Here is a 23,444-nt window from a genome sequence, read left to right on the forward strand (position 1 = left end):
AACTAACTTTTTTTCAACAAGCAATTGATCTAAACGCTGCTTTTTATTGGTCATTCAAAACACTCCAACCTGGGGTTGATTTTAGGCCAAAATGTTGTTTAATCCTGGCAGCCATTATTTCTGGTTCCAAACCAACCTTTTCTCGTAAAACCTGCTGTGGTCCATGAGTAATAAACTGATCAGGTATTCCCAAAAGAAAAACATTTTGTATTGATTTTCCCCGCTGAGCCAATAATTCCAAAACCGCACTACCAAAGCCGCCGGCAATAACATTTTCCTCCATAGTGACAATATATTTATGTGAATCAACCGCTGGCAAAATTAGGTCTACATCAAGAGGTTTAAGAAAACGAGCATTAATAACTGTAGAGGAATAACCAGCTTGTTTGAGGAGTTTATGTGTCTCTAAAGCCGGATAAACCATTGAGCCAATTGCCAAAAGCAAGATATCTTTGCCAATGGTCATCACTTTTCCTTTACCGTGCGGTATTTTTTGATATTTCTCCTCCCCAATAACGCCCTGTGCCTGTCCACGCGGATACCGCAAAGCTACCGGTGTTTCATAGAAAAAGGCGGAATAAAGCATTTGACGCAATTCCAACCCATCAGCCGGGGCTAAAATGGTAATCCCGGGAATATGTCGTAAATAGGAATAATCAAAAACACCATGATGTGTAGGACCATCTTCGCCAACCAAACCAGCCCGATCAATAGCCAAAACTACCGGTATTTTTTGTAAACAAACATCATGCAAAATTTGATCATAAGCTCTTTGTAAGAAACTAGAATAAATAGCCACTACAGGACGCAAACCCTTTAGGGCCATAGCCGCAGCCATAGTAACGGCATTTTGCTCCCCAATACCCACATCAAAAAATCGCTGTGGATAATGAGAGGCAAATTTACTTAAACCCGTTCCTTCTGGCATGGCAGCAGTAATCGCAATTATGTGTTGATCTTTAGCCGCCAAATCAACTAAAGTATTGGCAAACACTTCGGTATAAGTGGGTGGACCACTTTTTTTGACAATTTTACCTGTGTGTAAATCAAAACGTCCTACCCCATGAAAAACTGCGGGGTCCTGCACTGCCGGAGCATAACCTTTTCCTTTTTTCGTTATTACGTGTAACAAAACTGGTCCCTGAAAATCTTTTGTTTTTTTAAGCATTACAATCATATTAGCTAAATTATGCCCATCAATAGGACCTAAATAGGTAAATCCCAATTCTTCAAATAACATTCCCGGTACCAATAAATATTTTAAACTATCTTTAACCCGTTCGGCGGCCTTGACAACAGATGAACCAATCGCCGGTAATTTCTGTAATATAAATTCTATATCTTTTTTCCTTTTAGTATAAAAAGGATCTGAACGCAAGCGACTCAAATATGAAGACATCGCCCCCACATTTTGGGCAATTGACATTTCATTATCATTTAAAATTACCAATAAATTTGCTTTTAAATGACCAGCCTGATTTAAGGCTTCAAAAGCCTGACCACCAGTCATCGAGCCATCACCAATGACAGCAATTGTTTGATAATCTGCCTTTAATTGCTCTCTAGCAAGAGCAAAACCTAAGGCAGCCGAAATAGAAGTACTACTGTGACCAGTATTAAAGGCATCATGAATACTCTCTTCTTTTTTAGGAAAACCGGCTAGACCGCCATATTGGCGAAGTGTTGTAAAACGTTTTTTACGATCAGTTAAAATTTTATGAACATAGACCTGATGTCCCACATCCCATATTAAACGATCTTTGGCTGTATCAAAAACATAATGTAAAGCCAAAGTTAACTCTACAACCCCTAAATTAGCCGCCAAATGGCCTCCCGTAAAAGCTACCGTTTTTAAAAGAAAAGAACGAATTTCATCAGCCAATTCATTTAAATCTTCAAGAGAAAGTTGCTTTAAATCACGCGGAGAATTAATTTTTGATAATAGACTCATTTTGCTGCTCCTTTAATAATTAAATCCTAAACCTCTCTCACCACTAGGTACTGCAGTAAAAGTTCTAAAGGTTTAGTTTCACCTGGTAATTTTGCTAAGGTCTGTAAAGCTTCATCAACTACTTCCTGGACCAATTCTCGCGATTTTTCTATACCATAAAGAGCCGGAAAAGTAAGTTTACCCATTGCTTGATCACTACCAACTGTTTTACCTAATTTTTCCGAATTTCCCGTTAGATCTAATAAATCGTCGGTAATTTGAAAAGCCAAACCAAATTTTTCGGCATAAGTGGTTAAACAAACCAATTCTGTAGTAGTGGCACCAGCTAACAAGGCACCAGTCCGCAGAGCGGCTCTAAAAAGAGCCCCAGTTTTATGAGTATGAATATAGATCAACAAGTTTTTATCCTTTTTTCCCTGCTCAGCAGCCATTAAATCTGCCACTTGTCCCCCAATCATGCCTTTGGTTCCTACAGCTAAAGCAATTTCTTGCATAACCTGACAGACAATTTGCGGAGAAAAAAATTGAAGACCATACTTTGCTAAGACTTCAAAAGCATACGTTAAAAGTGCATCACCAGCTAAAATCGCAACCCCTTCACCATATACTTTATGATTAGTTAGTTTTCCCCGACGATAATCATCATCATCCATTGCCGGTAAATCATCATGTATTAGCGAATAGGTATGAATCATTTCCAAGGCACAAGCAATCGGCAATAAGGGCTTAAAGTCTCTGCCGATTGCTTCCACCGCTGCTAAACATAAAATAGGTCTTAATCTTTTTCCACCAGCAAAAACACTATAGTGCATGGATTCATGAATTAAGGTCGGAAAAGCATCTTTTTTAGGTAATATTTCCCGCAAGGTAGTTTCAATCAAACAGGCTCGTTCTTGTAAATAAATTTCCAAATTCACTTCTATTCAGCTTCCTTCTCTTCCGCAATTTCTACTAAATCATCCTTTTTTAAAACCTGAATTTTTTCAGCGGTAAAATCCAGCTGTTTTTGACATTTTTTCAAAAGGGAAATACCTTCTTCAAAATAGGCTAGGCCCTCTTCAAGGGGTATTTCTCCCTTTTCCAAATGAGTAATTATTTCTTCGAGCCTCTTTAAATTATCCTCATAACTAGCCTTTTTTTTCACCAATATTCTCCTCCTTTTGCAGCACACTACACTTTAATAATCCCTGATGTAATTGAACCAAAATTTTTTCCGCTATTTTAACTTGATTTGCATTTATTAACAAATCACCATTTTCATGTTTACAAATACTATAACCCCTGGCCAAAGTAGCTAAAGGACTTAAGGATTGTAATTTACCGGCTACCAAAGCCAATTGCTGCTGATTATTATTAATTAAAAAATCCCCACAATTATTTAAACGATCAGCTAATTTAGCCAATCCCTCTCTATATTGATCCAACCAACGCTCTGGCCGCTTTAACAAACTCATTTCTGCCAAATAGGATAATTTCATTTTTTCTTTATCTAAACGTGTATTAATTAAATGATGTAAACGCTCTTTTTTCTTTATCAAATTATTTTCCAATTCAACACGTACCGGAACTACCAATTCACCGGCCATAGAAGGAGTAGCCGCCCGTAAATCAGCAACCAAATCAGCAATGGTCAAATCAATTTCATGACCAATCGCGGAAACAACAGGTTTTGTGGAATTAAAAATTGCTGTGGCGATCAACTCAGAATTAAAGGCCTGAAGATCTTCCGCTGAACCACCACCCCGGGCGATAATGATCAGATCAATATCTTCACGAGTATTTAATACCTTGATCCCCTGAACAACATCTTCCACAGCTCCTTCCCCTTGAACCAAGGCCGGATATAGTAACAGATACATGCCCGGATAACGCCGCCAGACCACCTTACTTATATCCTGTAGGGCGGCACCGACAGGAGAACTGATAATACCGATACCTTGAGGTAATAAAGGCAGCGGCTTTTTTCGTTCTGGGGCAAAATAGCCTTTTTTCTGTAGTTTTTCTTTTAATTTTGCCAAGGCAATGCTTTGCAAACCAATTCCGGCGGGAACAATTTCTTCTGCATAAAGCTGCAAAGCAGTTTCCCTAGGATATAAAGAAATATAACCACGTACTAAACAGTCTAAACCATTTTCAGGTTTAAAATTCAAATTACGAGCTCTACTTCTAAACATAACCACACGCACATTACTCTGCTCATCCTTTAGCGAAAAATAAAGATGACCTGAACTATGGTGCTTAAAATTGGCGATTTCACCCCTTACCCATACACTTGATAAAACGGGATGATTATCCAAAAGATGTTTAATAAAGGCACTTAATTCACTTACTTTAAAAATTTTGTTGTTCATAAACAGCCCCCAAAGTATTCTCAAGAAGCATGGTAATTGTTAAAGGACCTACACCACCCGGAACCGGGGATAACCAAGCGGCCCTTTCACGTACAGCCGGAAAATCAACATCACCTGTCAATTTCCCATTAGGCAAACGATTAATACCCACATCTAGAACCAAAGAACCAGGTTTAACCATTTCAACGGTTATAAAATTGGGTTGCCCAATAGCTACTACTAAAATATCAGCAGTTTGAGTTATTGAAGCTAAATTTTGGGTACGGGAATGGCAAATGGTTACCGTGGCATTTTCCTTTAACAGCAAAGCAGCCATAGGTTTACCCACTAAATTACTGCGGCCAATGATTACTGCTTTTTTGCCACTAATCGCTGTCCCCGTACTTTCAATCAATTTTAAACAACCATAGGGTGTACAAGGAACCAAACCGGGATTACCCGCAAATAATTTCCCCTGATTGAAAGGGTGTAAACCATCCACATCTTTTTCCGGTTTGAGAGCCTCAATAATTACCCTTTCCCTAATTTGATTTGGTAAAGGAAGTTGTACTAAGATACCATGTACATCAGTACGCTGATTTAATTTTTCTATTTCCTGCAGTAAATATTCTTCAGAAGTAGTTACAGGTAATTTAATAACTTCGGATTTAATATTACATTCCCGACAAGCTTTAACTTTATTATTTACATAAATCTGTGAAGCCGGATCATCACCAACCAAAACTACTGCCAAACCGGGGATGATCCCGGATTCATTAATTTTTTCTACTCTATTTTTAATTTGTTCCCGTAATTTTTGAGCTATAGCCCGACCATCAATGATCTGTGCAGGCATATCGGACAAATCCCCCTCTTAGTTTCCAATATTTTGTTCGGTCCTGATCAATTCCAGATCCATAATTATTTTTCCCAAAATACCATTAATAAAGCGAGGTGCTTCAGAGGAACTGTAAATTTTAGCTATTTCCAATACCTCATTAATAACTACGGCGGGAGGAATTTCCGGTAAAAAAATCATTTCGAATAATGCCATTCGTAAAAGATTACGATCAATAGTAGCCAATCTTTCCAAATCCCATTCTAATGCATATTTCTTTATAATTTTATCTAACAACACTAGCCGCGTTAAAACACCCTCTACCAATTGTTTACTAAAAACGGTCCCTGGAGCTGAAAGAGATTTTTGCCGACCGAGTAAAGCTAACATTTCTTCTGGTAATTCATGACCTAGATCAACCGCAAATAATGTTTGCATTGCTATTTCGCGTGCCAAACGTCTAGACAAAAGGATCCTCCTTTTAGGAATTAATTTGTGCTACTTCAACCTTAATAGTATGAATGCTTGTCCCGGTTGTTTCTGTTATGTAGTCCTTAATCACATGTTGAAGTTCAGCCGTAGTTTGTGGAATATCTAAATCGGGATTAACCTTTATTTTTAAGACTACCGTTAATTTGTTTTCCTTTAATTCTAGTATTGGCTTAACTACATCTATTTCCTTAAATGTTTGTACAGCTTTACAAACAAGTGCTTCCAATGCCGGTATAGTTATTTCAATTTGCCCCAAAGCAGTTTGATGAATAGTTGCTGTTATCTTTTGTTTAGTCCTGAGATTATCAAATAACAAAAAAAGCGAAAAAAGAAAAACTAAAAAAGAAATAAAACCTAAAACCCATCTTTTATGTGGATCAAGTAATAAATAATCAAAATGATCTACAGGTGTGAACCACCCCAAAGAAATATTAAAAAATAAAACTGCCAGTAACAGATAACCACTAGAGAGAATACTAATTACCATTCTCGACTGTCGACTCACCATTATAATTCCCCCTTATATGGGCCAAAATTTATTTAATTTCTTCTTTGGCCTCACTGGGAAAGGATACTCCTTGGATATGTACATTTGTTTCCAAGACAGTTAATCCAGTCATGTCTTCAATGGCTTTTTTCACCTTACGCTGAATTTCATGGGCTACATCAGGTATTCTTACGCCAAATTCAACGATGACATAAACATCTACAGTAACTTCTTGATCACCAACATCAACTTTAACCCCTTTTGCCGGACTTTTTTTACCGACAAAATCTGCTAAACCACCTACAATCCCACCACTCATACCGGCTACACCTTTTACCTCAGTAGTAGCTAATCCGGCAATAATTGCCACAACTTCATCAGAAATTTTTACTGTCCCTTCCTTGGTGCGAATTGTTTTTTCCTTACTTTCTTTTTCCATACTTATTTCCTCCCTTTTAATTTTTTACTATTTCTTTTTATAATTATAGCAAAGCAATTAACAATTAACAAACATTGGTTTTACAAACAGGAATCACATTTTGACCCCCGAGAAAAGTCGTTTAGCTTTTTTTAAATCTTCGCTAATTTGAGTTGATAACCCCTCTACAGTTGCGAATTTACATTCAGACCGCAAATATTCTATCAAAAAAATTTTCAATTCTTTTTGATATAAGTCTTGCTGAAAATCAAGAATATGGGCCTCAATTGTTAACGAAGTTTTATTAAATGTAGGTCTTTTTCCTATGTTTACCACAGCTGGCCAAAAACACTGCTCATATTCTACAAAGGCCGCATAAACACCCTCCAAAGGCAAAATTTGCCTAGGTGAAATCATTAAATTAGCTGTAGGAAAACCTAATTGACGGCCTCGTTTTTCTCCGGGAATTACCCGTCCCTGAACATAAGGATAATAGCCCAATAATTTAGCAGCTGTGACAAGATCACCTTTTTTATATTTTTCCCGAATTAAGGAACTACTAACTATTTCCCCTTCTACCATTATAGGTTCAATAATGGAAACAGAAAATCCTGTTTGTTCCCCCCATTTTTTAAGTAAATTAGCCGTTCCCTGCCTGTCTTTCCCAAAAGTATAATTAAAACCCACAAATACCTTTTTAACCTGAAAAATTTTTAAATATTGTTCAACAAACTTTTGCGGAGTCAAAGAAGCAACTTTCTGCTCAAAGGGCAAACGAATTAGATATTCTATACCCTGAGCTTTAATTAAATCAAACTTCTGCCGTGGAGTTGTCAATTGTTTAAAAGGCTTTTTTTGTAAAACAGACTGTGGATGAGGCTCCCATAATAAAACCGCGGGTGTCCAAGCCTTTAAACGACTTTCTTGAACACAGCGGCGAAGTAGTACTTGATGCCCCAGATGCACACCATCAAAATTTCCTAACGCCAAAGACCATGAGTAATTTAATTTTTTAATTTGAGCTAAATCCTCGATTATGTGCACTTTATTAATCCCTCTTTAAAACTTTTTTTGGTTTTAAAATAACTTTTTGTTCTTGTGAAAGAATTTCCGCAATGGCTTCTAGCTCCCCTTGATGATTAAAAATGGCAATATTTTTAGCCAAAGGGGTAGACTCCGGTAAAAAAACCTTCTGCCCATGTCTAATTTTTACTAGTTCATTTTCGGTTAATATAAGTTTTTTTAGATTTTCAACACCAATTTCCAATGGCAAAAGAGCCTTTTCTTTTAAAAGACCTATTTTTTCCGGCAAAATACTTTCAGCAATCGAAAAGCCTCCAACCCGTGTTCTCAATAAAAAAGAAAGATGAGCTCCAACTCCCAAGGATTCACCTAAATCATGACAAATAGTTCTAATATAAGTACCTTTAGAACAATGAATCTTAAAAATCAAACGCGGTGGTTTATATTTAATTATTTTAAAATCATAGACAAAAACCGTCCGCGGAGATACTTTAGTTTCCAAACCCAGGCGAGATCTTTTATAAAGGGGTATACCATTTACTTTTACCGCTGAATAATCAGGAGGTGTTTGTTTTATTTCCCCCATAAATTGTCCTAGTTTACTTTTAATTTCCTCTAGTGAAAGATCAGCACAATTACTAGTGCGAAGCACTCTACCCCAAGCATCCTGAGTATCAGTGGTAATACCAAAAGTTAATTCTGCCCAATATTCCTTATCTGCAGCAAGCATAAATTCTAACAGACGAGTCGCCTTTCCCACCCCTAAAGGTAAAACACCAACTGCCTGGGGATCTAATGTTCCAGCATGACCAATTTTTTTTGTGTGCAATTTTCGGCGTAAATAAACAACAACATCATGAGAAGTTAATCCCGGAGGTTTTAAAACATTAAGCACACCATCCATAAAGATCATTCCTTAATCAAAGTTTTTCAAGTAAATCGGCAGTTTTTTTAATTACTAAATTAACTGATTCTTTAAGATTCCCTTCTAAAGAGCAGCCAGCAGCCTGGGCATGGCCACCCCCATTAAAATGCTGAGCCAAAAGATTAACATCATAGCCTTGTTTACCCCGCAAACTTACTTTAATCTTTCGAGGTTCCAATTCTTTAAAAACCAAAGCTACCTGCACACCTGCTACTGAACGCAATAAACTAATAATTTTTTCAGTATCAATATTCAGCAAACCATTAGCAGCTAAATCTTCATATGATAATGCTGTCCAAACAATTCGTTTTTCTTGTGCAAACTGTAATTTATCCAAAGCTATTTTAATAATTTTTAATTCTTTAAAAGGTCTTTTTTCAAAAAGATGTTCGCGAATTAAATCAACAGCGGCCCCGTAATTTAATAATTTTCCGGCAATAAAAAAAGTTTCCGCTGTAGTGCTGCTATGGCGGAAATAACCAGTATCGGTGGCCACTGCCACATATAAACAAGTAGCTATTTCCGCTGAAATAGATTTTTGAGCATTTTGTAAAAGCCTAAAAATTATTTCACCCGCAGCTGCCGCCTCTGGTTCAACTAAATTATAATCTCCAAAAAATGTATTACTCTGATGATGGTCAATATTAATTATAGGTACATTTTGCGGAAGAGTATAAAGCAGACGATTTTCCGCGGCACAATCTACAGCAATCACCGGTTTTTCAGGCAAAACCTGCTTTGTATAATATTTTATCAAATCTTGACCAGGTAAAAAGCTAAATTCTCGATTAATTTTTTCAGGATGATAAATTAAAGGCTGAAAACCTTCACCTTGTAAATAGAGACCTAAAGCCAAGGCAGAACCTAAACAATCACCATCAGGTTTTTCATGTAAAAGCAAAATTATTTGCTGATAATCTTGAATAAGGGACATAATTTTCGACCAAGCCGTCATTTATTTTCTCCTTTTTGTTGATTAATATCTTCCAAAATTCGATTAATCCTGGCACCATATTCAATAGAGGCATCAAGTTTAAAAATTAATTCTGGTGTTTGATAAGTTGCTAACGTTTTAGCTAATTCACTTCTTAAAAAACCACTTGCTTTCTGTAAAACTTGTAAAGTCATGGACTGATCAGCCGGTTCAGCCATAATACTTACATAAATCCGAGCATATCCCAAATCATTAGTTACATCTACATGAGTAATACTAATTAAACCTTTTAAACGTGGGTCCTTCATTTCCTCGTGAATTAACCGCGATAATTCCCTTTTTATTTCTTCACCCATTCTAAAACTACGGTGATTAACCATTTTCCAAACCTCCCAGCCTTAGGAAATTTCCCGTTTTACCTCTTTTAACATGAAAAATTCTAATTGATCACCTTCCTGGAAATCATAGTAGTTTTCTAATGCTAAACCACATTCAAAACCACTACTAACTTCACGAATATCATCTTTAAATCTGCGTAAAGAACTAATTTTCCCTTCATGAATTACAATTTCATCACGAATTACCCGTACTTGACTATTACGGATAATTTTACCTTCGGATATATAGGAACCAGCAATAAAACCAACCTTGGGCACCTTAATAACAGCACGAACTTCCCCTTTACCAATAATCTCCTCTTTTATTTCCGGTTGTAAAAGTCCGCTCATAGCAGCTTTAACATCTTCTATCGCCTCATAAATAACCCGATATAAACGCACATCTACCTTTTGTTCTTCAATTACCCGCCGGGCATTGGCATCTGGTCTAACATTAAAACCAATGATTATTGCATTAGAAGCTGTAGCCAACATCACATCAGTTTCGGAAATCCCACCAACCGCTTGGTGAATAATATTGACACGCACTTCATTAGTAGAGAGATTTTCTAAGGAATGTTTTAAAGCTTCAATTGAACCATGTACATCCCCTTTAATTATAATATTTAATTCCTGGACTTCACCTTCTTTTATTTGAGCAAATAAATCATCCAAAGAAACACGACTTGCCGCCTGCATGGTTTTTTCCCTTTCTTCCATGGTACGTTCATTAATAATTTCTTTAGCTAAATGTTCATCTTTTACCACATGAAAAGCATCCCCGGCTTGTGGCACAGCTGATAAGCCAATAATTTCCACAGGGGTTGACGGCAAGGCCCTTTCCAAACGCTGACCTTTATCATCCTGCATGGCCCGCACACGACCATGTGCAGTCCCCACAATTATATAATCCCCTACCATAAGAATACCTTCCTGTACCAAAACAGTAGCTACTGGTCCCCGCCCTTTATCCAATTCAGCCTCAATAATTGTACCAACCGCGGCTTTATGGGGATTGGCTTTTAACTCCGACAATTCCGCTAACAATAATATCATTTCCAAAAGATTAGTTATACCTTCTTTTGTTCTCGCCGAAACATGACAGTAGATAGTTTCCCCTCCCCATTCTTCGGGAACTAAATTATATTCGGTTAGAGCCTGTTTTATCCGTTCCGGATTTGCAGCTGTTTTATCCATTTTGGTAATGGCTACAATTATAGGCAATTTTGCGGCTTGTGAATGCTTGATGGCCTCTACAGTCTGAGGCATTACCCCATCATCAGCAGCCACTACTAAAATTACAATATCGGTAATTTGAGCCCCTCTTGCCCGCATAGCGGTAAAGGCCTCATGACCTGGAGTATCCAAAAAAGTAATTTTTTTATCATTTATCTTTACTTGATAAGCCCCAATATGTTGTGTAATACCACCAGCCTCGGTAGCAGTAACTTCAGTTTGACGAATAGCATCTAAAAGCGAAGTTTTCCCATGATCAACATGTCCCATAATTGTAATTACTGGAGGACGTATCGCCAAATCCTCCGGACTATCAGTGACTTCACTAAACAATAATTCTTCTTTCGTGGCTTTAACCTTTACATTAGTGCCAAATTCCTCACCTAATAAAATCAAGGTATCTATATCTAATTCCTGATTAATTGTCACCATGACACCCATGGAAATTAATTTTTTAATTACTTCCCCGGCCTTTCTCTTTAAACAATGAGCAAACTCCTGAACAGTAAGTGGACCCTCCAAAATTATTTCTTTGACACGTACCGGAGCTTGTTTTTTTACGGAACTCTGAGGTTTTCTTTTTTTCCGACCACGTGCTGCCTGTTTTTTAGTCCTAGATTGTGGTTTTTGACTTTTACCGCGTCTCACATTTTGCTTTGGTTGTTCGGCTGTTTTTGGCTTCACCTTTTCCTCACGACCCAAATTATAAACCATTTTTTTAATTCGTTCCACTTCAGTAGTCGGCACCGTGCTCATATGATTTTTTACAGATAAACCTATTTCCTGAAGTTTAGCTACCAATTCCTTACTTGTCATTTTCATTTCTCTCGCCAATTCATAAATACGCTTTGTAGCCATAACATCACCTCCCAATAATTTTCAAACACACACGGTCAAGATAAATATGCGAAGATTTTTGCGGCAATTTTTTTATCGGTTATTACCAGTAGGCTACATAAATTAACTCCCAAGATTGTACCATACTCTTTTTTCGTTCCCACGGTAAAAAAGGGAACCTGCTGTGAGGCACACCATTGGCCGATAAATTCTCTTCTTTTTTCCGAAAAATCTGTAGCAAAAAGGACTAACTGAGCTTCTCCTCTTTTTAAGGACGCTTTTACAGCTTTTTCACCTAAAAACAATCTACCACTTTTACGGGCAAAACCTAAGAGTGGTTTAACTTTCTCGGGGAACTTCATAACCTAAACCAACTTTTAATCTTTGAATTAATTCTTCACTTAATGGCTGCTGTAAACTTTTTTCTAATTTATTCCCCTTAAGAGCCTTAAGCAAACATTCCTTTTGTGCACAAAGATAAACACCCCGGCCCGGTTTTTTCCCAGTAGAATCAAGCACAACTCCCTCATTAGGTGTACGAACAATACGAATTAGCTCTTTTTTGGGCTTCATTTCTTGACAACCGACACACAGCCGATAAGGAATTTTTCGCCGCTTCATAAAAACCCCCCCTATTCTTCTTGCTGTAAATCTTCCTCAGAATTTGCCGTCAATTGAGATTCACTTTTAATATCAATTTTCCAGCCAGTTAATTTTGCTGCCAAACGTGCATTTTGACCCTCTTTACCAATAGCCAAAGAAAGCTGATCATCAGCTACGACAACCCGAGCCATTTTCCCATCCTCAAAAAGTTCAACCCCAGTTACTTTTGCAGGACTTAAAGAATTAGCAATAAACTCCACTGGATCGGAATCCCATTTCACTATATCTATTTTTTCGCCTTTTAATTCTTGCACAATAGCCTGTACCCGCATTCCTTTATGCCCCACACAGGCCCCCACAGGATCTACATTTTCATTTTTAGAATAAACTGCTAGCTTGGAACGTGAACCTGCTTCCCGGGCAATTGCTTTTATTTCAACAATTCCATCATAAATTTCCGGAACCTCCAATTCAAAAAGACGTTTTAATAACCCAGGATGAGTTCTAGAAACAAGGATATGTGAACCTTTAGTTGTCTTTTTAACCTCAATGACATATGTTTTCAAACGCATACCCGGCTGATATTGCTCTGTAGTTAATTGTTCCTGTGGATTTAAAATAGCCTCGGTTTTACCCAAATCAATAAAAACAATTCGATTTTCAATCCGCTGTACCAGACCGGAAATGATATCATCTTCACGATTACTAAATTCCTCATAAATTAAATCCCGTTCTGCTTCACGAATACGTTGAATAACTACTTGTTTAGCTGTTTGGGCAGCAATACGACCAAAATTACGGGGCGTAACTTCAATTTCCACTAAATGTTCTAATTCATATCGCGGATCCATTTTTCTAGCTGCCTCTAAAGAAATTTCCAAACGCGGATCCTTAATTTCTTCGACGACAATTTTTCGTGCCAAAACCTTTATATTACCTGTTACCCGATCAAAAATTACCCTAACATTTTGCTGTGTTCCAAAATTCTTTTTATAAGCAGAAATTAAAGCAGCTTCAATGGCTTCAATTAAAACCTCAAAATTAATACCTTTTTCTTTTTCTAAATCATGTAAGGCCTGAATTAGCTCTAAATTCATTTTAATTTTTCCCCTTCCTTATATATGTACCTCAAGTTTTACCTGGGAAACCTTTTCCCAAGGGATATTAAGTTCTGTTTGATCTTCCAAAATTAACTTTAAAACAGACTGATTATATATACCTAATTTGCCCTGCCACCTTTTTTTTCCATCGATAGGTACATAGGTGCTTACATTAACTAAATGTCCCTGATACCTAATAAAATCTTTTTCCCTTTTCAAGGTTCGTTCTATACCAGGTGAAGAAACCTCCAAAAAATAAGCATGAGGGATTGGATCTACTTCATCTAAAAGCTCGGAAACTTGTTCACTAATTTTTTCACAATCACTAAGTCTTACTCCCCCCTCACGATCAATAAACAAACGCAAATAATAATTAGCACCTTCTTTAACAAATTCAACATCAACTAATTCTATATTATTTTCTAATACTAAAGGCTCTACTAATTTATAAACTAAATCACTTATTTTTTTAGACAAACAGATTCCCCCTTTTAATTAACAGTGCTTTTTAAAGAGATAAAGAGTGGGGGCCCCCACTCTTAAAGCTTAAAACCACACTCTGCTTCCATCTGAATTTGAGTATAACATATCATTGACAACTTAAGCAAGTTATTCAGCAGATCTGAGTAGATATTTACCTAATTTTACTAGTATCTTTTTCTGGGCCTTAAGTTTAGATGCCAAGCAATAAGTAAATGTTCCCCACTAAAATATGAATTTATTATATCATCTTCAGAAAATAAAAGCAATTTGCCCAGACGCGAATATTTTACAGTGGGGAATTATTAAAAATAGATTTTTTACTCTTTTTCAATAAATCTAACCTGCTCAATTCCCCTTATAGTTCGTAAGGATTCAGATACTTCCTCTTCTTTTAAATAATAGGGTAAAATAATGCTAAAAACTACCCGGATAATGCTTTCACCTTCCACCTCTTCAATATTTACTTTACGAATATTAATATTATTTTTACCCAAAGTCGTGGAAACCAAACCTAATTGTCCAGGTTGATCAGCCATAATAATTTCAACAGTTTTATATTTCCGCGGTGAACTTTTAACCCTTGATTCAAATTGAGGCATTAACAATAAAACAATAAAAACTATGCCTGTAGCGGTAATAGCAGCCAAATAACTACCCAATCCTACTGCTAAACCGATGGCCGCCACAATCCATAAAGAAGCTGCTGTAGTTAAACCTTTGATTCCAAAACTAGATCTCATAATTGTTCCCGCACCTAAAAAACCAATACCACTAACAACTTGAGCAGCTATACGCGAAGAGTCTGTTCCTGGTCCATTTATTTTAAAAATTTCAACTGAAGTTAACATAATTAAACAGGCTCCCAAGGCAACCAATGTATGGGTTCTTAAGCCAGCAGCCTTATTTACACTTTCCCGCTCTAAACCAACTAATCCTCCTAAAAAGGCAGCTAAAAAAAGACGCCAAATAATTATTAATTCTTGTGTCACGGCTTCTATCCCCCCAAACGTGCATTTTTAGCAATTTCCCAATACATTTTCATACGCGACGCAAATCCCTTGACCAAACCAAGTTTCTCCTCTTTCATCACATGTGACATTTTCGGTAATTGCACATAAACAGTTTCCATATTCTCCCGCTGAGCATAATGGGTTAAAACAGCCTCTGCACCAAAACCGGAAAAAGCTAAATCTTTTATTTGTGCCAAACAACTTTTTCTAATACAACGCTGACCTGATAAATAAGGGTAAAGGGCTTGTGCAGCATCAGTAACTAAACGTCCATTCTCAAAAACACCTATTGCCATTTCAGCTTCTTTAGTAATGATTGGCTTAATTAAACACTGAATATGGTTTACAGTCAAGCCTAATAAATCCGCATCCAAAAATAAAACTATTTCTTCATTAGCATATTGAAGACCAATAGTTAGGGCACCACCTTTGCCAATATTCTTTCGCAAAGCAATTACTTGCACACCCCATTTTAAGGCCTCACCAACCGTATGATCAGTAGAACCATCACTAACTACAATAATTTGGGTGATTTCCTCTACATCCCGCAATACCTTTAAAACATCACCAATATATTTTGCTTCGTTATAGGCCGGGATAATAGCTGAAACACACATCCAAGTTGACCCCCTTTAATTTATTAAATCTTGCACTACCTTTAGTATCTCCTTACGAGGTACAAATGTTGCTTCCTTTTCGCTGCGCAATTTTAATTCAATTTCTTCGTGTGTTTTAAATCTTCTACCTAGAGTTAGACGTAGTGGATAACCAATTAAATCCGCATCTTTAAATTTTACACCAGCCCGTTCATCACGATCATCAAGCACTACCTCAACACCATTTTCTAGTAATTGTTGATAAATTTCCTGTGCATTTTCCCAAAGTAATTCATCAGTTGGTGATACCGGAATAATAACTACCTGATAAGGGGCTATGGATAAAGGCCAAATAATCCCTTCAGAATCATTATTTTGTTCCACCACCGCAGCCATGGTTCGACTAATACCAATACCATAACAGCCCATAACCATTAGTCTTTCTTTACCAAACTCATCATTATATTTAGCACCTAAAGACTCACTATATTTAGTTCCCAATTTGAAAACTTGGCCAACTTCTATACCACGGGCTGTTTTCAAAGGAGACTGACACTTTGGACAGGGCTCAGCTGCTTCACACATACGCAAATCGGCATAAGCACTTACGGAAAAATCCCTACCAGGTTGAACATTAATTAAATGATAACCTGCTTGATTGGCACCACATACTGCATTAGTCAGCGTCTTAATTTCCTCATCAGCATAAATCTCTATATTTTTCAAACCAACTGGTCCTACAAAACCGGGCTGACAAGCCGTTATTTCATAAATTTTCTCGGCGGAAGCCAATGTTAAATTATTAGCTGAACACATTTTTTTCAACTTAATTTCATTAAGAGTACGATCACCTCTTACTAAAACCGCAATAATCTTGTCATCTGCCTGATAAAATAAAGCTTTAATTAGTTTTTGCGGTGCCACCTTTAAAAAAGCGGTGACCTGCTCAACAGTTGTTTGTGTAGGTGTAGCGACTTTCTGTTTAGCCTTTTTTTCTTCGGGAAGATTTTGGGTAGGTTTACAAGGTGCTATTTCCACATTAGCCGCATAATCACAAACTGAACAGTAAACTATTTCCGCTTCACCACTAGTAGCCAAAACCATAAATTCATGAGTGACATTACCCCCAATCGCCCCAGAATCAGCTTCTACGATACGAAAATCCAAACCACAAGCTTGAAAAACTTTTTTATAAGCCTGATATAATTTCTGATAACTTTTTTCTAAACCAGCTTCATCCCGATCAAAAGAATAAAGATCTTTCATAATAAATTCGCGTCCCCGCATTAAACCAAAACGCGGCCGCAACTCATCCCGATATTTATTTTGTATTTGATACAAATATAAAGGCAATTGACGATAAGAATAAACATCAGCCCGTACTAAATCTGTTACTAATTCTTCATGAGTGGGTCCTAAACAAAAATCACGCTGCTGCCGATCCTGTAAACGAAATAATTCTTTACCATAAACCGACCACCTACCAGATTCCAACCAAATTTCAGCAGGTTGTAAAATTGGCATTAGAATTTCCTGACCACCAACTTTATTCATTTCCTGACGCACAATAGCCGAAATTTTATTTAAAACCCGCCAAGCCAAAGGTAAATAAGAATAAACCCCAGCAGATGATTTACGAATAAATCCGGCTCTTACTAATAATTGATGACTTTTTATTTCGGCCTCAGCCGGTACTTCACGCAGTGTCGGTGCATATAATTGGCTAACATACATCCCCCTCATCCTCCTTGAGTATTTTTTCTACTTCTGCACATAATTCTTTCACTAATTGTGCTTCCGGCACTTTCTTTTTTATTTTACCCCCCACAAAAAGGACTCCCTCCCCTTTACCTCCGGCTATACCTAAATCAGCTTCACGTGCTTCACCAGGTCCATTGACAACACACCCCATAACAGCTATACGCAGAGGTTTTTTTATATTTGCTAAACGCTCTTCTATTTCTTTAGCTAAAGAAAATAAATTTATTTCACAGCGGGCACATGTTGGACAGGCAATAATTTCAACACCTTCACGGCGAAAACCCAAAGTACGCAAAATTTCACGGGCGACCCTAATTTCCGCAAGTGGATCAGTGGCTAAAGAAACTCGCAGGGTATCACCAATTCCCTCAGCTAATAAGGTACCAATTCCGATGGCAGATTTTATGGTTCCCGTTTGCTCCAAACCTGCTTCAGTAACACCCAAATGCAGCGGATAGGGCACTAATTTGGCTATCTGGCGATAAGCTGCAAGCATTAAAGGTACCTGTGAAGACTTTAAAGAAATTTTTACAGAAGCAAAATTGAGTTGTTCAAAAAGTTCAATTTGCCGAATAGCACTCTCAACCATAGCCTCCGGAGTTGGCTGACCATATTTTTTCAAAAACTCTTTTTCCAAGGAACCACTATTCACCCCAATCCTAATAGGCACTTCTTTTTGCTGTGCACTTTTGACTATTTCTTTTACTTTCCAAGCAGCACCAATATTACCCGGATTTAGCCGTAATCCCTTGACACCATTCTCCAAAGCCAATAAAGCTAAACGATAATCAAAATGTATATCGGCAATCACCGGTAAGGGAGACTGCTTTATAATTGCAGGCAGGGCTTCGGCCCCAGTTTGATCCGGCACAGCCACACGTATAAGTTCACAACCGGCTACTGACAAGGCTTTAATTTGAGCCACAGTAGCCGCAACATCCTTTGTAGGTGTATTAGTCATTGATTGAATTGAAATTGGGTGTAAATGACCTATACCTACTGAACCAATAAAAAAATTTTTAGTTTGCCGGCGTTTGAAAACCATTAATACTCATCCCTATCTTTTTTTAATTAAAAACCACCTGTACGCCAACGAATAATATCCTGATACGTTATAAAAACCATTAATAACATTAATAAAGCAAATCCCAAAAAATGAACAAAGTTTTCTTTTTCCGGTTCTATTTTTTTGCCGCCCCGCAATGCCTCTATTATCAAAAAGAATAGACGACCGCCATCTAACGCTGGGATAGGTAAAAGATTAATTAATCCCAAATTAATCGAAATGATTGCTGTTAAATAAGCAACATTAATCCAACCCAAACGGGCCGATTCCCCAATAATTTTAATTATACCCACAGGGCCGGCCACCCCATCTGTAGAAACTTGACCAGTAATCAATAAAAACAATTGACGAATCATTTCACGGGTAATTTCATAGGTTTGCCCAAAACCCTGACTAATCCCTGCCAATAAGGGCATACGCTCCAAAATAGGTTCTTGAGGCATAATACCAATCAAGTACACACCATTTTCTACATCAAATTCAGGCACAACCTCTACTCGCAAAAGTTGTTCATCCCTTTTTACCAATAAATTTAAAGCCTGACCATTACCAGAATGAATAATTGTTGTGATTTCCTGCCAGCTATTAATAGTCTGTCCATTAATTTCAATAATTTCATCTCCGGTAAGCAGACCAGCTTTAGCAGCTACACCCTCTGGTATTACCTCACCAATTTGATTAGTATAATCTGTTGGCAAACCGACTATGGAAAACATTAAAACAAAAATTAAAGCACCAAGTAAAAAATTCATGGCCGAACCAGCTGCAATAATTGCACTGCGAGCCCCCCAAGGCTTATTATTAAAATTTTGGGGATCTAGTGAAGGTTCCTCTTCCTCATCCATTTCACCCGTCATTTTACAAAAACCACCCAAAGGTAAGACTCTAAGACTATAAAGGGTCTCCCCTTTTTTATGCTTGAACAGTGGAGGCCCCATCCCCAAACTAAATTCTTCTACACGAACCCCGGTTAATTTAGCTACACCAAAATGACCAAATTCATGTACGAAAATTATAATTCCAAAAACAATTAAGGAAATCAATAACGTATACAAACTAAATAACCCCCTTAGCGATTTTCACAGTCAGTGATCGGGCCCATTTATCCCAGGCTAAAATATCTTCAATTTGAAATTCGGAAACTACTGCGTGTTTAGCCATAACCCCTTCAATAATTTGAGGTATCTCCGTAAATTTTATACTGTTTTGCAAAAAGAGTTTAACCGCTATTTCATTAGCAGCATTAAAAACAATGGGCATCGTTCCCCCCATTTTACCCGCCTCTAAAGCTAATAACAAACCAGGAAAACGGGTAAAATCAGGTTTTTGAAAAGAAATGGTCCCCAACTCGGCTAAATTTATACGGGGAAAGGAATTAGCCTGTCGAAAGGGATAAGTTAAAGCATATTGAATAGGTACCCGCATATCTGGACAACCAAGTTGAGCCAAAACAGAACCATCATGATATTGCACTAAAGAATGAATCAGGCTTTCTGGATGAATAACTACTTCTATTTTTTCATACGGCAAATTAAATAACCAATGTGCCTCAATAACCTCTAGGCCCTTGTTAATCAAAGTAGCACTGTCGATAGTAATTTTGGCCCCCATTTCCCAATTGGGATGCCGCAAAGCCATTTGAGGAGTAACCGTTTTTAATTGTGTAGTGCTGAAATTCAAAAAAGGTCCCCCAGAAGCCGTTAATATTATTTTTTCAATGGCCTGCTGGTTTTCTTTTTCCGTACACTGCCAAATTGCTGAATGTTCACTGTCTACGGGAATTAACAATGCCCCATATTTTTTCGCTGTTTCCATCACTAAAGCACCAGCTGTTACTATAGTTTCCTTATTTGCCAAACCTACAGTGATTTTCTTTTCCAAAGCTGTTAAAGTAGGCAGTAAACCATGAATACCACTTACGGCAACCAATAAAAAATCTAAATCCGCAGCCTCCACTAATTTAGATAATCCCTTTTTACCAGTAAATAAAGGTACATTAGTAGGAAGTACATTTTTTAATTGTGCAGCTTTTTCCGAACTTCCTAAGGCCACATAATTTGGTTTATATTTTCTAATTTGTTCGACCAAAAGCTGTATATTTGCACCAGCAGCTAAACCAACTACTTTAAACTCACCGGGTAATTCATCAATTACCTGCAGAGCCTGCCTCCCTATAGAACCTGTAGAACCTAAAATAGCGATTTTTTTCAAGCAGACTACTCCTTTCCATTAATGAGGTGGTGTCCAACTCACCAAAAGCCCTTTAAGAATTATAAAAATGAAGGGACCAATAATAATGCCGCTAATACCAATTAATTTCAAGCCTAAATATAAAGATAAAAGTACAGCTAGAGGATTCAATCCAATGTTTTCTGCAAGAATTTTAGGTTCAATTAATTGCCGTACTACACTAATTATTCCATAAAGAATTAAAAGCCCCACACCCACTTTTATATTGGAAGTAAATAAAGCAACAATCGCCCAAGGTATAAATAAGGTGCCTGGTCCCACCACTGGTAATAAATCCAAAAAGCCAACAATGATCCCAATGGTAAATGCATAATTAATTCTTATAATAAACAATCCTAGGGTGGCGATCACCATAGTAATGCCAATTAAAATTACTTCTGCCCTAAAAAATCCAATCAAAGCATTATTCACATGAGAAACCAAACCAATGGTAGTATTTTTATATTTAATGGGTAAATAACGATAAAACATTTGTACCAAACGTTCTCGATCCTTACTCATAAAGAAGGTAGCCACAGTGGAAACCAATAAAATTGTTAAGAATCCCGGTAAACCAGCAAATAAACCGAAAAGAAAATTAATCGATTTAGCAATTAGACTACCAGACTGGTCAATAACCACATTCATACTATTAAGAATAGCGGACTGAATTTCCTGTGGTAAAGGATTACGAGTCAAGAAATTTCGCATTAATTCCAGGAAATCGAGAAAACAACCGTAAAAAGTACGCGTATAAATTGGCAGTTCCTGATACAATTCGGAGAGTTCCAAAACTAACCGTGAAATAACCACAATCAATAAAAAGGTAATCACCACAATTAAAAGCAGTAAAGCGATAGCAACAGCAAAACCACGTTTAATTTTTTTACTTTCCAAAAGATTGACTAAGGGATCAATTAAAACAGCCAAAACAACAGCTAAAATAAAAGGCAAAAAAGCCTTAAACAATAACACTAAAACATCATAGGTAAGGGGAATAAAATAGGCCATAATAAAATACAAGGTAAACAAAATTACAAGAAATAGCCCTATTTTAAATAACCATTTTTTATATTTTTCCATTTCTGAATTCACTTTTACAACAACCTTTCACAAGTTATTAATAAATAATAAGTCAAAGGTGCAGCCCATAAAATACTGTCAAAACGATCCAAGACACCACCATGGCCGGGAATTATTTGCCCAAAATCCTTTAAATGGGCAAATCTTTTTAAACTACTAGCAAACAAATCCCCCAATTGTCCAAAACAGGAAATTAGAGGTGTCAAATAAAAAAGTACATTTGACAGCGAAAAATGAAGACTAAACAAATAAACAGCCAAAAAACTTGTCACTAAACCCCCTAGAAAACCTTCCCAGGTTTTTTTAGGACTAATTGCCGGTGCAAGTTTATGTTTACCTAAAGTTAGGCCAATAAAATAAGCTCCAGTATCAGTGCTCCAAATAACAATAAATAAATAAAGTACCAACCAGGCACCTTCAGAAAGCTGACGCAATAAAAGTAAATGAAGGAATCCGCCCAAAATATAAAGTATGCCGAGAATAGTTATAGATAAATCATCAAGTGAATAACGGGGATAAAAAATTAAATAATAACAAAAACAAAATAATAGATAAAAGAAAAAAAACGGTAAAATATATTTATATTTTAACAGAAACTGTAGGGGAAATAAAAGGGCCCCAACTAATAAAGGAAATAACAAACCTTGTTGTCCGATTCCACTAATAATATTTTTAAATTCACTTAAGGCCAATAATGTTAAAAAACTAAGTGCTATTAAGAAATAGGGATCCCCTTGCAGCACTATAAAAATTAACAGTGGAATCCCAATTAGTGCACTAATAATTCTTGCAGCAAGCATCTAGTTCACCAACTTTTTAATTTTCTTGCAGCCCCCCAAATCGCCGCTGACGCTGTGCATAATCCTTGATGGCTTGAGAAAAATGTTCTGGAGTAAACTCCGGCCAAAAAACATCTGTAAACCAAAACTCGGTATAAGCAGTTTGCCATAATAAAAAATTACTCAAGCGTAATTCCCCCGCAGTACGAATTAATAAATCTGGTTCTGGTATACCTTTAGTATAAAGATATTCGGTAATTAGGGCCTCATTAATTTCCGTGGGAGCTATTTCCCTAATAGCCACCTGTTGGGCTATTTTTTGCACTGCATTTAAAATTTCCTTACGGCCCCCATAATTTAATGCTATTTGCAAAACCAACTTTTGATTCTGTTTAGTTCTCTTCACCGCCTCTTCCACCTTAACTAATACCTTAGGCGGCAGAGCAGTTAAATCACCAATTGGTTTTATTTTAATACCTTTTTGATGTAAGTCAACTAATTCTCTTTCTATATATTCAACTAAAAGTCCCATTAAAGCCTTAACCTCATTTGTAGGTCTTTTCCAATTTTCTGTTGAAAAAGCATATATAGTTAAATATTTTAAACGAATATCCAAAGACACTTCGATAATTTTTCGCAGAGCTTCCACACCAGCCCGGTGACCCATGACCCTAGGCAAACCCCTCTGTGAAGCCCAACGTCCATTTCCGTCCATAATAATAGCAATATGTTTCGGAATTACACCTTTTTTAATGACACTTCCGTTGCCAAAACCTTATAAAACTCTATAAGTTCTGTTTGTTTCCCTGTTCTTCCTGTCCAGTTTCGGATAAAACCTACCGCTGTTTGATATAACAGTCCAAGGGCTTAACTTCGGGTACAACGA

26 protein-coding genes are annotated in these 23,444 nt (G+C 37.0%); all 26 read right to left on the bottom strand.

Going from position 1 to position 23,444, the window contains the following annotated elements:
• Window positions 1–43 precede the first annotated feature (43 nt).
• Complete coding sequence (locus tag GX687_03125; protein HHX96441.1) at window positions 44–1,951, bottom strand: 1-deoxy-D-xylulose-5-phosphate synthase; 1,908 nt, start codon at window positions 1,949–1,951, stop codon at window positions 44–46.
• Between the two features lie 26 nt (window positions 1,952–1,977).
• Window positions 1,978–2,763 carry a polyprenyl synthetase family protein gene (locus tag GX687_03130; GenBank protein ID HHX96442.1) on the bottom strand — a complete coding sequence of 262 codons (786 nt, stop codon included), beginning with the start codon at window positions 2,761–2,763 and terminating at the stop codon, window positions 1,978–1,980.
• A 107-nt stretch (window positions 2,764–2,870) separates the two neighbouring features.
• The gene (gene xseB / locus GX687_03135; protein HHX96443.1) at window positions 2,871–3,095 is read right to left on the bottom strand and encodes an exodeoxyribonuclease VII small subunit; all 225 of its coding nucleotides are present in this window, start codon (window positions 3,093–3,095) and stop codon (window positions 2,871–2,873) included.
• Window positions 3,079–4,302, bottom strand: coding sequence for an exodeoxyribonuclease VII large subunit (locus GX687_03140; protein HHX96444.1), 1,224 nt, complete (start codon window positions 4,300–4,302; stop codon window positions 3,079–3,081). Before GX687_03140 ends, xseB begins: the two co-directional genes overlap by 17 nt.
• Entirely contained in the window at window positions 4,283–5,137 is an 855-nt protein-coding gene (gene folD / locus GX687_03145; protein HHX96445.1) for a bifunctional methylenetetrahydrofolate dehydrogenase/methenyltetrahydrofolate cyclohydrolase FolD, read from the bottom strand. Before folD ends, GX687_03140 begins: the two co-directional genes overlap by 20 nt.
• An 18-nt stretch (window positions 5,138–5,155) precedes the next feature.
• Window positions 5,156–5,587 (bottom strand): transcription antitermination factor NusB, encoded by a 432-nt coding sequence (gene nusB, locus GX687_03150; protein ID HHX96446.1) that lies wholly within the window; start codon window positions 5,585–5,587, stop codon window positions 5,156–5,158.
• Window positions 5,588–5,600: 13 nt separating this feature from the next.
• Entirely contained in the window at window positions 5,601–6,119 is a 519-nt protein-coding gene (gene amaP, locus GX687_03155; GenBank protein ID HHX96447.1) for an alkaline shock response membrane anchor protein AmaP, read from the bottom strand.
• A gap of 28 nt (window positions 6,120–6,147) precedes the next feature.
• Entirely contained in the window at window positions 6,148–6,537 is a 390-nt protein-coding gene (locus GX687_03160; GenBank protein HHX96448.1) for an Asp23/Gls24 family envelope stress response protein, read from the bottom strand.
• 93 nt (window positions 6,538–6,630) lie between these two features.
• On the bottom strand, window positions 6,631–7,560 hold the full coding sequence (locus GX687_03165) for a bifunctional riboflavin kinase/FAD synthetase (protein ID HHX96449.1): 930 nt from the start codon (window positions 7,558–7,560) through the stop codon (window positions 6,631–6,633).
• A gap of 4 nt (window positions 7,561–7,564) precedes the next feature.
• Window positions 7,565–8,452 carry a tRNA pseudouridine(55) synthase TruB gene (gene truB, locus GX687_03170; protein HHX96450.1) on the bottom strand — a complete coding sequence of 296 codons (888 nt, stop codon included), beginning with the start codon at window positions 8,450–8,452 and terminating at the stop codon, window positions 7,565–7,567.
• A 7-nt stretch (window positions 8,453–8,459) separates the two neighbouring features.
• Window positions 8,460–9,419: a bifunctional oligoribonuclease/PAP phosphatase NrnA gene (locus GX687_03175; GenBank protein HHX96451.1), complete on the bottom strand. Its 960-nt coding sequence runs from the start codon at window positions 9,417–9,419 to the stop codon at window positions 8,460–8,462.
• Entirely contained in the window at window positions 9,416–9,778 is a 363-nt protein-coding gene (rbfA, locus tag GX687_03180; GenBank protein ID HHX96452.1) for a 30S ribosome-binding factor RbfA, read from the bottom strand. The genes GX687_03175 and rbfA overlap by 4 nt, the downstream gene beginning before the upstream one ends.
• Before the next feature lie 18 nt (window positions 9,779–9,796).
• Entirely contained in the window at window positions 9,797–11,869 is a 2,073-nt protein-coding gene (gene infB / locus GX687_03185; protein ID HHX96453.1) for a translation initiation factor IF-2, read from the bottom strand.
• 35 nt (window positions 11,870–11,904) lie between these two features.
• Entirely contained in the window at window positions 11,905–12,210 is a 306-nt protein-coding gene (locus tag GX687_03190) for a hypothetical protein (protein ID HHX96454.1), read from the bottom strand.
• Window positions 12,188–12,469, bottom strand: a complete 282-nt coding sequence (locus GX687_03195) for a YlxR family protein (GenBank protein ID HHX96455.1) — start codon at window positions 12,467–12,469, stop codon at window positions 12,188–12,190. Before GX687_03195 ends, GX687_03190 begins: the two co-directional genes overlap by 23 nt.
• Before the next feature lie 11 nt (window positions 12,470–12,480).
• Window positions 12,481–13,548, bottom strand: a complete 1,068-nt coding sequence (nusA, locus tag GX687_03200; protein HHX96456.1) for a transcription termination/antitermination protein NusA — start codon at window positions 13,546–13,548, stop codon at window positions 12,481–12,483.
• Window positions 13,549–13,566: 18 nt separating this feature from the next.
• A complete protein-coding gene (gene rimP / locus GX687_03205; GenBank protein ID HHX96457.1) occupies window positions 13,567–14,028 on the bottom strand; it encodes a ribosome maturation factor RimP in 462 nt (153 codons plus the stop codon).
• A gap of 323 nt (window positions 14,029–14,351) precedes the next feature.
• A complete protein-coding gene (locus GX687_03210) occupies window positions 14,352–15,023 on the bottom strand; it encodes an MgtC/SapB family protein (GenBank protein HHX96458.1) in 672 nt (223 codons plus the stop codon).
• A gap of 5 nt (window positions 15,024–15,028) precedes the next feature.
• Window positions 15,029–15,661 (bottom strand): glycosyltransferase family 2 protein, encoded by a 633-nt coding sequence (locus GX687_03215; protein HHX96459.1) that lies wholly within the window; start codon window positions 15,659–15,661, stop codon window positions 15,029–15,031.
• A gap of 15 nt (window positions 15,662–15,676) precedes the next feature.
• Window positions 15,677–17,374 (bottom strand): proline--tRNA ligase, encoded by a 1,698-nt coding sequence (locus GX687_03220; protein HHX96460.1) that lies wholly within the window; start codon window positions 17,372–17,374, stop codon window positions 15,677–15,679.
• Window positions 17,364–18,446, bottom strand: coding sequence for a flavodoxin-dependent (E)-4-hydroxy-3-methylbut-2-enyl-diphosphate synthase (gene ispG, locus GX687_03225; protein HHX96461.1), 1,083 nt, complete (start codon window positions 18,444–18,446; stop codon window positions 17,364–17,366). The genes GX687_03220 and ispG overlap by 11 nt, the downstream gene beginning before the upstream one ends.
• A gap of 26 nt (window positions 18,447–18,472) precedes the next feature.
• Complete coding sequence (rseP, locus tag GX687_03230) at window positions 18,473–19,522, bottom strand: RIP metalloprotease RseP (protein ID HHX96462.1); 1,050 nt, start codon at window positions 19,520–19,522, stop codon at window positions 18,473–18,475.
• A gap of 1 nt (window position 19,523) precedes the next feature.
• On the bottom strand, window positions 19,524–20,678 hold the full coding sequence (locus GX687_03235; protein ID HHX96463.1) for a 1-deoxy-D-xylulose-5-phosphate reductoisomerase: 1,155 nt from the start codon (window positions 20,676–20,678) through the stop codon (window positions 19,524–19,526).
• 18 nt (window positions 20,679–20,696) lie between these two features.
• Window positions 20,697–21,707, bottom strand: coding sequence for a sporulation integral membrane protein YtvI (gene ytvI, locus GX687_03240; GenBank protein HHX96464.1), 1,011 nt, complete (start codon window positions 21,705–21,707; stop codon window positions 20,697–20,699).
• Between the two features lie 86 nt (window positions 21,708–21,793).
• Window positions 21,794–22,579 (bottom strand): phosphatidate cytidylyltransferase, encoded by a 786-nt coding sequence (locus tag GX687_03245; GenBank protein ID HHX96465.1) that lies wholly within the window; start codon window positions 22,577–22,579, stop codon window positions 21,794–21,796.
• Window positions 22,580–22,595: 16 nt separating this feature from the next.
• Window positions 22,596–23,273: an isoprenyl transferase gene (locus tag GX687_03250; GenBank protein HHX96466.1), complete on the bottom strand. Its 678-nt coding sequence runs from the start codon at window positions 23,271–23,273 to the stop codon at window positions 22,596–22,598.
• Between the last annotated feature and the right edge of the window lie 171 nt (window positions 23,274–23,444).

Source organism: Clostridia bacterium (assembly GCA_012841935.1).
GTDB lineage: Bacteria > Bacillota > Peptococcia > DRI-13 > DTU073 > DUTS01.